The organism is Bacillus cereus group sp. BfR-BA-01380 (assembly GCF_022663535.1).
Taxonomy (GTDB): Bacteria; Bacillota; Bacilli; order Bacillales; family Bacillaceae_G; genus Bacillus_A; species Bacillus_A cereus_BB.
Genome location: NZ_JAKUFS010000008.1, coordinates 1 through 15,588, shown reverse-complemented (window position 1 = coordinate 15,588; position 15,588 = coordinate 1). Strand labels below are relative to the sequence as shown.

Genomic DNA, 15,588 nt, shown 5'->3' with positions numbered 1-15,588 from the left:
ATTGTTTGACCGAAAAATGAGTCTCTTTTTTGTGAATGCAGTTTATATATGAGCAAAAAATTGCTGTGCAAAGAAGAACTAGCTGCGATATATTCAGTATGAAAGCAAATCAATCGGATTGTCCAAAATCATAACCCAGTATAGAGGAAATGAAATATTTTCCATTTAGAAATTTCAACATTAACCTCCGCTCACTAATAAAAAAAGAATCCTAAAGTTTTAACCTTAGGATTCTAACTTGAAATATATATAAACCTATTTTTTCACTTTTCGTCCTACTAATATCCAGTATAGAGATAAACTGAAAAGGGCAATGAGTACGAGAATGAATAGGATATTACTAAACATGGCAGCATCCGCATTGTTTACCATTCCTAGGAAACTTTTTTTCATTGCGGAATGGTCCATCATCGCTGCTGTGTAGGCAATACCGATTGACATCGCGACATTAAGTGTTAAATTATAAAATCCAATTGCTGTTCCTGTTTTTTCTTTATCAATTGTACAAATGCAAGATTCAAGTAATGGTGCATACATGAATGCAAATGAACTAGAGAATAGAACCATAGATATTACGAATACAACAACAGAAGTTTTGATAAAGAATCCGCCTAATAGTAAGCTGAACATAATGCTGCACATAGCAAGTGTAATACATTGCTTGCTTCCCATAACCTTTGCAACTTTTCCGGAAAGAGCTCCGACGATAGTCGCTGCTATATAGCCTGGAATCAATAATAGTGAAATTGTATCTAACTGCAAGCCATACATCTTTTCAAGCAAGAATGGAAATAGGAAAATATATGCTAACTGTACAGAGTAAATGATAAACGCAACGCCAAGCAATGAGATAAACTGCTTATTTTGGAAGAATGAGATTCCGATAAAAGCTTTTGAGTTCTTACTAATATAAGTAAGGAACAAGGCAATTGCAACAATAAACAAGATTAGGTAAAGCCAATTGAAATCTGTAATATATAGTAGTAGGGACGCTGAAATGGCTCCAACTAGAAATAATCCTAATATATCTACATGACTGTTTTCCGTTTCTTCCTTAGGAAGATATTTCAAAATAAAAGGAAGAGTGAAAAGTGTTACTAAAGAAATTAAAAATAAAGTTGTCCAATGGAAATATGTTGAAACATAACCTCCAGTTAATGCACCGATAAGCTGTGAAAGAGCAAAACTACTTGTACTTAATCCTAAAAATTTCTTTTGTTCATCTGCAGGTAAATGCTTTGTGACAAAGATTACATATAACGTTTCAGCTGATGCTAAACCGGCAGTTTGAATAATTCGTGAGATAACAACTAGTAAAAACGAATGCTGAAAAATATATCCCATGACTGAACCAACGCAGATTAAAAGAATCCCAGCGGTAAAAAGTTTTCTAAAACTAATAGAATCCGCTAAAGCTGCATAAACGACTGCCCCAATTCCGATCACAAGACCAGCTAAGGTTGCTTGCCAGCTAACTGTTGTCGCTGAAATGTGAAAATCTTTTGCCATATCAACAGAAATAATCTTAAACGAATTGTCAATTACTAAACATAATAGAAATAACAGTAAGGTAACAGGTACTGCTTTCTTAGCACTATATTCCTGAGTTTTCTTCATGCTTACATTTGTATTTATTGTAGACATAGTGATATTCCTCTCCTTTTGTCATTCAGGAAATGGTCTTCCTGAGTCATGAATGTTTAACTACCAATTAATCGGATGGCTTCAGTAATTTCTAAGCCATTTGTTTCATATGAGGGATTTCCTTGTGCACAGTTGTATCCATTTTTTCTTTCCTTTTTATGATGTTTAAAAAGGAAGCGATTGCATGAATGACTGAAAATATTTTACATTTTGATTCCGCTTTCATGATCATGCATAATAATCTTTTACAATATTGTATAGTTGTCTAAAACTTGTATACATCTAAATGATGAAAAGGATACCATACTTTGGTTTTATAATGTTTACAAAGAAACATTTGCATGAATAATGAAAAGCATCTTATACTTTGATTCCGCTTTCATGATCATGCATAATAACTCTTTGTGATATACAATATTGTATAGTTGTCTAAAAACTTGTATACATCTTAACAATGAAAAGGATACCATACCTTTTCTTTGCTCACAACCCATCTTTCTTTCGGAATTTGTCTTTTTTGTTACAAAAAAAACGATGTATTTTGGATGAAATACACCGCTTGCAGCTATTGGGATTAAAAATGTTGAGAACGAGGATATAGCAGCATGACCAAAAGAAGTAAAAAAGAGTTAGCATGACGCTAGCTCTTTTTTACTTCTTTGTTTTAGCCTTATTACTTTGTAATTTTAGAGTGTTGACTTAAGTACTCCTGAACTCCTGGAGAAATGTCAAAGCGGTTCGGTCCTTTATATTCGATAATAAAATCCTTACCTTCATTTGTTTCAAATGAGATCTCATAACTATCCATTTTATGATTGTAAGAAGTGCTTTTGACTTTCGCATCTAAATCGAAGTATTTCACAATATACTTTTCTGATTCAGAAATGGCGGTTTGTTTTTTCCATGGAGTACCATTCCATGTGAAGTAAAGAAATAAAGCGGTAACGCCAATGAGAGAAGTTAGTAGAATGGCTACTCTAGTCACGTTTTTATTCATTTGAATGATTCCTCCGTAAAATGATATGAATTTATTTTAATAGTACTCCAACAGAAGTCCCCTTCCTCGAGCATTTGCATAGGGAAGGAATGAATGTTGGTCGTGCGTAATTGAAATGTCTTATTTTCATGAGCATATAGAGAATTCTACTTTCAACGGGTAGCACGTTACGTTCATCAAGCATTGAGAAGAACAAAGAAATACAAAAATGATATCGTAAAGTAGCTATGATTAACATAGAGTTCTTTTTAGAAGGGTTTAACTTTTTCATTTCCGGTTACGTGGTCTCTTTCTGCGTCGTTTCTTTTTGTGCTCTTTCATTTCAATCATCCATCCATAATCAATGTATTTCTATAATTATATCATTAAACAATAATAAGGTATATTCTTAATATTCAATATAGTAGGGTGACTTTAAGGTTTGAAGACAAGGGATATCTCGTTTTTTAACTTATAGATAAATACAAATATAAAAACCCTCTTTTTTTTAGGTGGTCGAGGGCATCAGGCTATGCATAGAAGCGGTCATGTTGTATTCCGCATAGCAGCGACGTATATGTCGAAGAATTAAAATGGATATATAGTTTGCATGATATATAAGACTCTTAGACACCTACATAAGATGTCTTTTCTTGTTCACATCCAGCAGAATATGTGTAACCTAATCATTTCATAAAATATCCTTTATAAAGAATAATATATCTCTTAAGGAACTATAAAACAAAAAGCGCACCATCTATTGTATTGGCGCGCTTTTTGTTTTATTTAATTCGTGAAGGGCTAATATGCTCTAGCCATAGAATTCCATCATATTGTTGGTTAGGAATCATGATTTCATCTTTTTCAGATCCCCAATACTGTCCGATAATAGGCATATACATCCAAGAGGTTTCAGGACGATTTTCCTCACCTTTTAAATTTACAAATACTTGCGGATGTTGTGCAGCTTTCAAAATTTCTTCGACACTATTTGTTTGATGTTTTTCCTTTACATTTTTAATCGTTTCATTATCTGTTTCCAAACTACTACCACTATATGCATATAAACCAACTGTGTACATTTGATTTTTCAAGTACTGTGGTATCATATCCATCATATTTGGAAATGGATATGCAAAGGATGTAATCATTTTAGAATTTTGTTTTCTAATATGATAATTGTGTCCCCACACAATCATTTTTTTATTCTTAAATTGCATTTCGCTTAACCATGCTAGATTCTGTGCCATCCTTTGATCTCGAGTGTAAAATGAGAAATCATCTGGATATTTTTCATATGGAATTTTCTGCTGCTCTTTCACATCGCTTGGCATATATGTTTTAAGCGCATCGATTCGAATCTTGATTGACTTTTCTAGAAGATTTACATCATAGGATGCTTTAGGCGCTACTTGTTGCAATTCATTTTTATGTTGTTGGATAAACTCTTTTATGTTTTCGTATTTGTCCAAAAGGGATGCCTGCATTGCTTGAAATTCCTTATAAGAAGAGACAGAATGGTATTTTACGATTTCTTTTTCTGCTTCTACAAGTAATTTACCTACTTCAGGATCCAATTTACCAATCCATTCATTTGCATATGTTGCAAATGTAGCAGTATTGGCATTCCAAGGTATTTGTATATCAAATCCTGTTAAAATAAGAGGTGTTCCTTTTTCCTTTTGTTCTTTTATGTATTGAAATAATTCTTCCACATCTTCTGTAAACCACTGGTTATAAATAGCTTTCTTCATGGCTTGTTCAGCTGTTAAATCATCTATATTTTGATACACAGCATTCGCTTCCGCAAAGTTTGATTCAAATGCAATCACATCATAACCCATTTCTTCATGCAAATACTTAATGATACGAACCTTAGATTGATTCATTTCTGTTGAACCATGAGTAGACTCACCTAGTGAAACAATACGTTTGCCCTGTAAGGTTTGTTTCAAAAATGATAAATCCTCATTCGAACTAGCAGTTGGTTCTTGTAATTTAACTGCATGTTCGCGAACCCAACTCTGCCATTTTTGTTGTTCTGCAGGTAGCTCTTCAGCAGATGCTACTGTCGAAAATGTTGTGAGTGCAAATAAAGTAGTTATCAATCCTTTTTTCCATTTTGAAAACACACATACCCCTCCTGATTTTTTATAACCTTTATTATATAAATCTAATTATCTATCATTCATTTGAAAAAATGGGAATAATTAGATTTATATATTTATACTAGAGGATAGGGTTTATAAAAATCAAGGAAAAAGGTGATAATTGTGTTTAGTTATAAAATTCTGTAAATTTAAAAGTGGAAAGGAACCGTTAGAGTGGAGTTCTAGGAAATATTCTACATAGCTACTACAAGTATATGGCAGTTAGATAGGATTTAAAGAAAGACGGCTACTATTCAATATATTTGCGAAACACACAAGGCCCCAGATGTATTCATACGTTCACACCTGAGGCTAATCTTAGCTACCAGCTAGCCACTTCAACATTTGCCTTTAACCATTTTTCCCAAAGTGGATCTTCTATTTTAAGTAAACTTAATGACGTGCCTTGCATGTCTAAAGATGTTAAGTGGGTTCCGACTTTGACAAATCGAATATCTAATCCTTCAAGTTCACATAAACGACGAATGTCATTGGCGAAGATATACTGTTCCATTAATGGGGTAGCACCTAAGCCGTTAATTAGGATTGCAAATTTGTCTCTTTGTTTCCAGCGGTAAATACTTTTGAGTTTGTTCATAAGCTCGATAGCCAATTTTTCAGAAGAAAATAATGCCTCTTTCCGGTATCCTTTTTCTCCGTGGATACCGACCCCATAAAAAACTTCATTGTCTTGCAAGGTAAAAGAAACTTTGTCTTGGGTAGGGTTGATTGCTGGAGAGAGGGCGACTCCTAATGTATGCAAATTATGAATGACAGCGTGACCAATGTCCGTTAATTGTTGTAATGAATGGCCTTCAAGAGCTGCTGCTCCGAGTATTTTATGAACGAAAATCGTCCCGGCTACTCCTCGTCTTCTTTTATTAAAAGAAGCATCATCTTCAATGGAAACATCGTCATTTACAATTACATGATCAACAAGTCTTCCTTCCTCTATTGCCAAAGCTTCAGCAGTTAAAAAGCTTTCTACGTCAGCTTTAAAGTTTTTAATGATTAATAGGACACTCTTGTCCTCAGGCACAGAGCGAATTGCTGCTAATATTTGTTCTGGTGTAGGAGGAGTGAAGATTTCTCCATTGACTGCCACTGCGAGCATTCCTTCTCCTACATAACCAATATCAGCTGGTTCATGCCCGCTGCCGCCGCCGCTTATAATCACAACATTTTGCCTGATTTTGGCAAGATCTTTCTGATACATGATGTTGTGTTTTGCGTTATAACATATTCTATCGTTATGTTCAAAATAAAAACCATGTAACATATCCTGAACAATATTTTGAACATCATTCATGATTTTTTTCATTGTTTTTCCACCTTATCATTTGTTTGCTGATTGCTTAAGTAAAAGCACGAATTGATTGTTTATCATATTTTTCATCATAGAAGACATGATAGATGGGTCTACAGCGCAATGATTTTCAATCCAGTCTTTTATTGTCCCAACAAATCCATGACTATAAAAAGAGGCCAGTTTATCTTTTTTTATCTCAGAAATAGCTAAATTACAGCCAATTAATAGCTCATCGATAATTTTGCTGTATAAGTTTTTCGTATGTTCAAATAGATAGTAATTAAATGAATTTTGCTCGATTACTTTAAAGGCATTTCGGTAGAAGCGCTGATTTTGGTGAAAGTAATCAAATAATAGGTCGAAAATATTCTCCCATTTTTCATAATCAAGAAAGTCTATAATATTTTCCTTCGTGTCTTCTTTATAAATCCAACTTAACAATTCAAATTTATCTTTAAAGTGATAATAAAAAGTTTGTCTGCGCATCTGACAATGTAACATAATATCACTCACGGATATTTTATGAAAAGGTTCTGTTTCCATTAATTGTTTTAGCGAGTTGGCTATGATTTTTTTGGAAATGATAGAAGAGGTCATTTGAATCATCCCTAGAACTTTATTCGTTTTTCATCATTAACATCCTATCTATAAATGAAGTGGGTGTCTTTAGACAAATTGTGAATTTTGTCCGTTTACCGTAAAACGCTTTCATTTTAATATAGTCAGTAATAATACGCTTTCAAATATATCATAATTTAGAAGAGAATGTATCGCGGCAGCAATACGCTATGAATAAAGAAAGCTATGAAAGTGTGTATACGAATAAGATAAACAATTTAACAAAATGCATAGAGGAGGAGTAACAAGTGAAAAAAATTATAAATAAACCTGAAACTCTCGTTATGGAGATGTGCAATGGAATGGTTATGGCTCATCCGGAACTGGAGTTTTTGAAAAAGTATAAGGTAATGAAGAAAAAAGAAATGAACGAAAATAAGGTAACGTTAATCAGCGGCGGCGGTAGTGGACATGAACCGGCACATGCAGGCTTAGTGGGGACAGGGATGCTGGATGCTGCGGTGTGCGGGGATGTGTTTGCTTCTCCTTCGCAAATACAGGTATATCAGGCGATTAAAGCAACAGCTAGCAAAAAAGGTACACTGCTCATTATTAAGAATTACAGTGGAGATATCATGAATTTTAAAAATGGAGCTCACTTAGCTACTGAGGATGGCATTCAAGTAGAATATGTCCGCGTAGATGATGATATTGCAGTAGAAGACAGTCTTTATACAGTAGGACGCCGCGGTGTTGCAGGGGTTGTGTTCGTACATAAAATAGCCGGTGCAGCCGCAGAAGAAGGTATGGATTTGATGCAGGTCAAAGCTGTAGCGGAAAAAGCAGCGGCAAATGTTCGAACAATTGGTCTAGCGCTAACTTCCTGTACAGTTCCTGCTAGTGGGTCCCCTACTTTCAAATTGGGTGAAGATGAGATGGAATATGGCGTCGGTATTCATGGAGAGCCAGGCAGAACACGGGAAAAAATGGCGCCTGCAGATGAATTGGCTTTACGTATGACAAATGACCTTGTGAAGGATTTAAAGTTAGATGGTAATGCGGATGCTGAAATTGCTGTTCTCGTAAATGGCTTTGGTGGCACACCGCTTCAAGAACTGTATCTATTTAATAATGCAGTTACTAGGGAGTTAAGCAAAAGAAATATACGAATAAATAGAACGTTTGTCGGGAATTACATGACTAGTATTGATATGGCCGGAATTTCACTAACAGTAATGAATCTGGATGATGAGCTGAAAACATTGCTATCAAAAGAGTGTAATACACCTGCATTTAAGGTAGATGGACCGATTGAGAGTGTAGAATATATTGATATTGAAGGTCACGAGGAAGAGAAACCAGTTTTCTTTGAGGCGGAAACAGCGGAAGAACATGCGATCATCAAGAATGAGGTCATCACATTAGATAATATGATTTATCTTATAGATAAAATGAGCGAAGTCATTATCAAGAACGAAGTGCCTTTTTGCGAATTGGATACCCATGCAGGTGATGGCGACTTCGGAATGAGTGTCGCGAAAGGATTTAAGCAATTAAAACGAGAATGGAGTTCGATTTTGAATCAAGAACGTTTCAATATAGGAACATTTCTAGATGCGTGTTCTATGATCATTATGGAATATTGCGGCGGGGCTTCTGGGCCAATTTGGGGCGGAGCTTTCCGAGCTGCAGGTAAGGCTGTAGAAGGAAAAATGGAATTAACAATTGAAGAGTTTGCTGAAATGTTGCAGGCTTCACTTAAAGGTATACAGTCCATCGGTGAACGATCTTTCGGTAGAGGAGCAGAAGTAGGCGATAAAACGCTTGTGGATGCGCTTGTGCCTTGTGTAAATTCTTGGTCAGAAAGTGCTATAGCCGGCGTGGACGTTAAGACTGCCTTTGAAAATGGGGCAGCGGCTGCTGTTAAAGGGGCAGAATACACAAAAGAAATCGTTGCTCGAATGGGCCGCGCTGGTACGGTTGGTGAAAGAAGCCTAGGTTATCCGGATGCTGGTGCTTACGCTCTAGGGGTTATATTTACGGAACTCTCCCGTAGTTTAAAATAATAGCACTACCTTAAAAACGTTATCTTTCCTAGATGCTGCTGGGAAAGATAACGTTTTTTATTTCTTTCTTGAGATTAGGGAAGTGTTAGCCAATACCAGCATAGCTGCGATTAGGGGCTGAAAATTGCTTATTTCCTATTCATATTGAATGAATTCCTTTACATTCAATGAAAGACTTTTGTAACATTTATGAAAGTAATTTGAAAGACTTTTAAAGTAAAATAAACTTATCGCTAATATATATGCAAGACACCCTCTATGATCAAATTGAGCTTTCCCCTAAGCTCCTTTGAAATAACCAAAACCCACAAAGAATATTCTTGTTCTCTGTGGGTTTTGTTATATATATTTTTTTCTTGGGGTGCTGCCGCATCGCCATGAAGCTCATATTTTTGGAGACCCCCATGTTCATCAACTTAAGAATATTCACTATCCTAAAAAATATAAACTAAGTATCTACTGGATGATGCTTTCGCAATTCATGTTAGTTAAATTAATGTTTGATTCGTTGTCTAATTTCTTTAAAATGGGCATGCATAAATTTCTTAATATCTGGGTGATCTTTATATAAGGTAATAGTATACATTATGGAAGATGCAAGGATAGTAGACCATATTAACCAGTCTCCAGCATGGGAAAGAACTTTAATTATTTCATTCGTAAACTGTTCATGTCCCGCATGAAATGTCGATATGAGAGATTTAAGGTTGAATAGAAATAAAATAACAATTCTTCCTAAAAACATAATCATCCATCCAATAATATAGGTATATCCTCCAACACTACATAATTGATTGTTACGATGAAAGACTTTCACCCGCTTAGCTTGCCAATAACCAACTATCGCTCCTAAGACAAGCAAGCTAATTAATTCAATTGTAATTATAAAGTCCAATTTATTCGGAAGACCAATATAGGTTCTGATTATAGCCATGATTGGTATACCAAGAAGATCAAAGCTATCTACTTTCTTAGGGATAAGCTGCCTAATGATCAATACAATAACGACTACAAGAATAATAATGAAAACTTTATTCATGCGATTCATCCCTCTTTTTTTCTTTTAAATAATACTCAATAAGTTGATTTACTTTTTCTGCTGAATATGATTCTGGTGTTTGAAGGACATGAATTACTAGTCCATCGATAAATCCGTACAGTATCTCTAATTCAAAATCTCTATTGTAGCCTGGTGTGACGTATCCTAGATCTTCCATTAAATCTAGAATTATTCCCATAAGGTACCTCGTATGGTCATCCATTTTCTTCCGCAGTTCAAGAAGCTCTGGGGAACTAAAGGATATACCCAGGAATGTAATCCAAACCTTCCCTTCCAACATTTCTTCTTCATTAGTAGGAATAATAAATTTCATTAATCTTCTAAGTGCTTCTTCTTTTGTTCCCTTAAAATCATTTGTACGAGTGTTTGCCCGTTCTTCCATTCGATTCAATACTAAATTCATTGCATAATGAATTAATTCATTTTTAGACGAAAAATGATGCTGAACAAGTCCAACAGAAATGTTTGCTTCATCAGCGATTTGCTGTATGGAAGCTTTATCGATACCTTTTTCTAATATTACACGCCAAGTAGCGGTGGCTATCTGATTCTTCCTTTGTATTTGATCCACTATTTTAGGCATTCATATCCTCCTCCTTTTTATAATATGATCATATTATAAAAAGGTGTCTAAAACAATATGAACATATTGCTTTAGATGTAATAGGGGTCTCGCCGTATCGCTATCAAGCTAACAAAAATAAACTACCCCAAAACGATAAAATTGAGAAATTTTATCGTTTTGGGGTAATTCTAAATTCTTAAATTGATGGAATGTATGGTAAGGCCGGCTTATAAGGAATTATTTAAATTGAGGGGATTGGGAACCGCTTAAACGAAAAGATACTTGAAAAATTTGTATTTGTGATATAATTTACATATATAGGAAAGATAGGGAATTTTGATTTTAAGATACTTACCGGCTTATCTGAGGTTTTTTGTTTTTTGGGTGTTTTAAGATTTAGAATTTCTAATTTCTATAATTTTAGTGTTTAACATATTACTGCAGGAATTTTATAGAGAAATAGGGTCAGTGTATCCAAGTTTTAAAGATTATTTACGCGAATATTAAAGTTTTTGTACCAGCACCAAGATATTTATAAACGGTATTTTTATACATAAAAGGTTTGTTTTGTTAAATTCATATGATAAAATGATATGTGGTTTTTTAAAAGAGACTTTGATATGAAAGATTATCTAGTTATCTTAATGAAATGATTTGATAAAGGAGAGTTTGATATTGACAAAATTAATATCTAAAATCAGTTTATTTTCCTTATTTGGTATTTTATCAATATTTTTTTGTTGGATTTTATTGAAAAATCCTGGATTGAGGGTAAATACAGATTTAAATGTACATTTATTACGATTAGATGGATTAACACATGCTATACAAAGGGGAGAGCTTTATCCGTATATTAATATGGATTTCTTTCATGGTTTTGGGTACGCCAGTGATATTTTTTATGGTAATTTATTTATTTACATTGGTGCCATATATAGAGTGATAACAGGGGGTTCACTGGTTGCAGCTTATAAATTGACGGTGATTCTTGAAACATTTCTGACATTTGTTTTTTGTTATTATGCGATTAAAGCGGTGTCAGGAAATAAGTTAATCGGTATTTTCTCGAGTATTCTTTATACTATGTCTACATGCCTTTTTTCTATGTTATCATCTGGTACTTTTGGTCAAATGTCCGCATATACGTTAATTCCACTAGCTTTGTCGAGTTTTTATCTAATGATTTATAAAAATAAGAATACCATCTTTATTTTAGTATTAAGCATGTCTGGTCTATTGTTGACGCATATATTAACAACATTAATACTAAGTATTATATTATTTGTCGCTACTATAATAAATTACAAGGCAATATGGAAAGACAAAATTAAGTTATATCGTTTATGTATTTCAGCTGTTTCAGCTTTGTTAATAACTGCTTTTTTTACACTTCCATTGGTAGAACAGGTTAAATCACAGCCTTTGATTGGGCAATTAATACCAACCTTTTATGTTTCATCTGCGAGCACCAGTCTTTGGGATGAATTAGGTGCAACTCTTAGCAATACCTCTGGTTTATATATCAACATGGTAATATTTATTATAGTAGTTATGAGGTTATTTGTTTTTCGAAAAAGAATTACCGGAGACGGATTTGTATTAACTGGATGTATATTAGTATTTTTCTCGACTAAAGAATTCCCATGGTTTTTATTTGAACATACGGTTCTAAATAACATTCAATTTCCATCCAGAATTATGGTTTTCTCCACATTTTTCTTAGCAGTAGGTGCTAGTTATTATCTAGGAGCATTCATTAAAAATCATTATATATCTAGAAGTAAAGCATTTTTAATTTTTATGTTGGCTGTTTTACTAGTAAATATTAGTTTAATGAACCAATATATGAAGAATGAAAAAAGTGCAGATAGAATGGTTAATTTAAACTCTATTCAGACTGGTGGAAGAGAATACGTACCCGTAGGTATTATTGCTAGAGATGTACCACATCATACAGAAAAATATACTGATAATCCAGATGAAATGTTCGGTCTCAATACAAATGCTATAAATAGCAAACCGCTCTTTAAAGAAATATATAATAATGCACAACTAAGCAATATCGACGATGGAATTACATATAGTCATTTTGAGAAAAATGCGGATAAGGTATCTTTTCATTTTAATAATATAAACAGCGGAGAGGTATCGTTGCCTCTAATTTATTACAAAGGTTATGTGACTGAAATTACTCAAGGAAATGAAACACAGCGTTTCTATAGTTACGCAGGTGAGACAAATTTAGTTACTGCAAAACTACCAAAAGGCGAAGGTACTGTTAAGGTCTATTACTATGGTACACATGTACAAAAGGTAAGTGCAGTTGTTTCGATTATTAGTTTTTTTGCGTTTCTAATATTCAATATATTTTATATTGTACGAAAAAACTTTCCGAAAGCAGTGAGGAATATAGAGTTATGAAAAAAATAATATTATTATGTGTTTTGATGTCATTATTTTCGTTAATGGCTGCTTGTGGTATAGATAGTGATATTAAAGAACCTAATACAGTGAATACAAAGTTGAAAATCGGAACAACAAGAGATACACCACTGTATTCATTTGTAGATGAGAATGGTAAGTTGGTGGGATTTGATATTGATGTAATGAACGAAATAAGTAAACGTATGAATATGCAGCCTGAATACTTTTTTTCTACGCAGGATTCGAAGTTTGCTGGTCTGAGTTCAAAACGATTTGATGCAGTTGTAGGACGTACGTTAATTGATGAAAATGTAAGTAGTAATTACATTTTCACAAATGAATATGCAAATGTCACAGCTTCATTAGTAGTAAATGACAAAGGTAAAAATATTCATAATTTAAATGATATCACTGGTGAAAATACAGCAACAATGGTTACAAATGTTTTCGGTCGATTAGCTCTCTCGAAAAAGGCTGGTATTGTAAAGGTTGAAAATGTGAAACAAGAGTTTGATGCATTGAAAGAACAAAAAGTCCATTTTTTAATTGAAGATGATCATCTGATAAATTATTTTAAGAAAAATGAGGGCAATAGTAATTTAGAGGTTGTAAGTAAAATGCCAAGGGAGTATGGAATAGGTGTTATGCTACGATCCGATGATAAGAAAATGAGAGATAGTTTTAATAAACATATAAACGATATGAAAAAAGATGGAACCCTTGAAGCTTTATCTAATAAGTGGTTCAAATAGTAAATAGAAACGCCAACTCAACGAGTTGGCGTTTTGATGTTTGTTGAAATAACTATTTACATAATGGATACTGCCAGTAAAGGTAGCATCTGCGAATTGTGCCACCATATGTCCAATAATGAATATAGCCCACAGGTAAACTGGTTCGTATATTCGGCTAAAAAAAGGTTTTCATAAATTAAGTTTTTTTGTCACAATTGAAACCCTCTATCCGTCTTGATTAATGAAAAGAACAGGAGGGATTTAAATGAATAAATTTGATGTTGCCATTATTGGTGGTGGGTTTGCTGGATTAACAGCTGCTCTTTTTCTAGCAAAGGAAGGTAAGAAGGTAGTGGTGCTTGAGAAATCAGATCGATACGGAGGACGGTCGATGACCATTAATAAAAATGGCGTTCTCATGAACCTAGGTGCACATGCCCTTTATAAAGGCGGTGAAGCAATGAAGATATTTGATGAACTCGGGATTGCAATCAAGGGAAATGAACCGCCTACGGGTGCACATGTTATTTGGAAAAATGAGGTTTATCAAGTGCCGACGGGGTTACGTTCCTTATTTTCGAAGCAATTTCTTAATGGTTTAGGGAAGGTCCGTCTTGCAAAGCTTATGTTTCATCTCAGTAAAATGGATGTGAATTCGATTTCAAATGAAAGCGTGCAAGCTTGGGCAGAAAGGGAAATCATTGATCCAATGGTACGCCACTTCTTTTATGCATTATGTAGATTAACTACTCTAACATATGCTCCAAGTATACAGCTAGCTCGTCCAGTTGTAAGGCAGATCCAGAGGGGTATGAAAGAAGGTGTTCTCTATGTCGACCATGGTTGGGAATCTATTGTAACCGAATTAAGAACTAAAGCTATTAGTTTCGGTGTTAAACTTCTTGAATCTATGAATGTGAATCGTATTGACCACAACGGCCAAGTTGAACGAGTGAGTTGTACGAATGGAGAATCGTTTGATGTAGAAAGTGTGATTATTGCAACACCTCCTCACGAAGCATGTCTTCTTGTACCCCATGTTGAAAAACCCTCCCTATATCGTTGGAAGGAGGAAGCAATTCCTGTAACCGCATCCTGCTACGATTTAGGATTAAAAACGTTACCAAATACAAATCATCAATTTGTGCTAGGACTTGACCAACCTATCTTCTTTACAAATCAATCTAGGGCCGCAAAGCTGAGTAATGACGGAACCTCCGTAGTTTCCTTGGTTAAATATCATGATTTGAATAGAAGTTCAATAGATTCTCGAACAGATAAACAGCAATTAGAACATACAATGGATTTGCTTCATCCAGGCTGGCGAAAAGAAGTGGTCGAACAGCAATATTTACCTAAAATAACCATTGTGCATAATTTTCCTCATACTGGTAGAACGAAAAAACCAGGTCCAGCAGTTCCAGAAATAAAGGGCCTTTATATAGCAGGAGATTGGGCAGGAGACGAGGAATTATTGGTCAGTAGTGGAAGAGAATTAGATTATATTACTGCTCTTGATGAAGCAAAATCAGGGAAGTTAGCTCATGTGGACGTATTTCATAAGTATGGCAGGGATATTATACGTAGTGAACCTGATGGTATTAAAGAAAATAACTTAGATAACTTACCTTCTTTTTAACATATTTCCAAAAGAATTCCCCTTCCTCAAGGAATGAGAAGGGTGAAGCTTAATGAGTAGGGAGGGGATGAATTTTGGTTGGCGTAAGCCAAAGGATTGAAAAAGGAATTTCCTCTAATCAGATAGAATTTATGTAAAGAATGATTTGGATCTCAAAGTTATTGTTTGCTGGCTGTGGGCGGTACACCATTAGAAATTCTAAAACAATACATCGAAACACAAGGACATAACGAATAGGAGGTGATGACAATGTTGTTGAATCAAAAATATGAAATCTTTCCAACAGAAGCACAAAAAGAAGTGTCAGACCGTTGGCTACAATATTGTCGTCAAACCTACAATTCTGCCTTGTTAGACAAAGAACGGAAATATAAGCAAAACAAAGAAAATTACGATCGTTATGATATGCAAAGACAACTTACATTGGACAAGAAAACGCATCCTTTTCTAAAAGAAATGCCTT

General features: G+C 34.4%; 11 protein-coding genes and 2 pseudogenes. 6 read left to right on the top strand and 7 right to left on the bottom strand.

Annotated elements, in window-relative coordinates:
- Window positions 1-255: 255 nt before the first annotated feature.
- The 5 genes from MR076_RS09510 to dhaS form a co-directional block, all read right to left on the bottom strand.
- Window positions 256-1,644, bottom strand: a complete 1,389-nt coding sequence (locus tag MR076_RS09510) for an MFS transporter (protein WP_242220023.1) — start codon at window positions 1,642-1,644, stop codon at window positions 256-258.
- A 673-nt stretch (window positions 1,645-2,317) separates the two neighbouring features.
- The gene (locus MR076_RS09505) at window positions 2,318-2,641 is read right to left on the bottom strand and encodes a YfjL-like protein (protein ID WP_242220020.1); all 324 of its coding nucleotides are present in this window, start codon (window positions 2,639-2,641) and stop codon (window positions 2,318-2,320) included.
- A gap of 761 nt (window positions 2,642-3,402) precedes the next feature.
- Window positions 3,403-4,752, bottom strand: coding sequence for an erythromycin esterase family protein (locus MR076_RS09500; protein WP_242220019.1), 1,350 nt, complete (start codon window positions 4,750-4,752; stop codon window positions 3,403-3,405).
- Window positions 4,753-5,092: 340 nt separating this feature from the next.
- Window positions 5,093-6,091, bottom strand: a complete 999-nt coding sequence (gene dhaQ, locus MR076_RS09495) for a DhaKLM operon coactivator DhaQ (RefSeq protein WP_242220017.1) — start codon at window positions 6,089-6,091, stop codon at window positions 5,093-5,095.
- Between the two features lie 15 nt (window positions 6,092-6,106).
- Complete coding sequence (gene dhaS / locus MR076_RS09490; protein WP_242220015.1) at window positions 6,107-6,676, bottom strand: dihydroxyacetone kinase transcriptional activator DhaS; 570 nt, start codon at window positions 6,674-6,676, stop codon at window positions 6,107-6,109.
- A gap of 269 nt (window positions 6,677-6,945) precedes the next feature.
- Between dhaS and dhaK the strand changes: the two genes are divergently transcribed.
- The gene (dhaK, locus tag MR076_RS09485) at window positions 6,946-8,703 is read left to right on the top strand and encodes a dihydroxyacetone kinase subunit DhaK (protein WP_242220013.1); all 1,758 of its coding nucleotides are present in this window, start codon (window positions 6,946-6,948) and stop codon (window positions 8,701-8,703) included.
- A gap of 493 nt (window positions 8,704-9,196) precedes the next feature.
- Here dhaK and MR076_RS09480 read toward each other — a convergent pair whose 3' ends face one another.
- The gene (locus MR076_RS09480; protein ID WP_242220011.1) at window positions 9,197-9,742 is read right to left on the bottom strand and encodes a hypothetical protein; all 546 of its coding nucleotides are present in this window, start codon (window positions 9,740-9,742) and stop codon (window positions 9,197-9,199) included.
- Entirely contained in the window at window positions 9,735-10,346 is a 612-nt protein-coding gene (locus tag MR076_RS09475) for a TetR/AcrR family transcriptional regulator (RefSeq protein WP_242220010.1), read from the bottom strand. Before MR076_RS09475 ends, MR076_RS09480 begins: the two co-directional genes overlap by 8 nt.
- Window positions 10,347-11,003: 657 nt before the next feature.
- Between MR076_RS09475 and MR076_RS09470 the strand changes: the two genes are divergently transcribed.
- From MR076_RS09470 to MR076_RS09450, 5 genes and pseudogenes are all read left to right on the top strand, one after another.
- Window positions 11,004-12,749 (top strand): hypothetical protein, encoded by a 1,746-nt coding sequence (locus MR076_RS09470; protein WP_242220007.1) that lies wholly within the window; start codon window positions 11,004-11,006, stop codon window positions 12,747-12,749.
- Window positions 12,746-13,504: a transporter substrate-binding domain-containing protein gene (locus tag MR076_RS09465; RefSeq protein ID WP_242220005.1), complete on the top strand. Its 759-nt coding sequence runs from the start codon at window positions 12,746-12,748 to the stop codon at window positions 13,502-13,504. Before MR076_RS09470 ends, MR076_RS09465 begins: the two co-directional genes overlap by 4 nt.
- 247 nt (window positions 13,505-13,751) lie before the next feature.
- Window positions 13,752-14,561 (top strand): annotated as a pseudogene (locus MR076_RS09460) (protoporphyrinogen/coproporphyrinogen oxidase); the annotation flags it as partial.
- A 405-nt stretch (window positions 14,562-14,966) separates the two neighbouring features.
- Window positions 14,967-15,125: pseudogene (locus tag MR076_RS09455) on the top strand (DUF3892 domain-containing protein); the annotation flags it as partial.
- A gap of 243 nt (window positions 15,126-15,368) precedes the next feature.
- Window positions 15,369-15,588: helix-turn-helix domain-containing protein (locus tag MR076_RS09450; RefSeq protein WP_242220003.1), on the top strand; the 220-nt coding region annotated here is incomplete at its 3' end.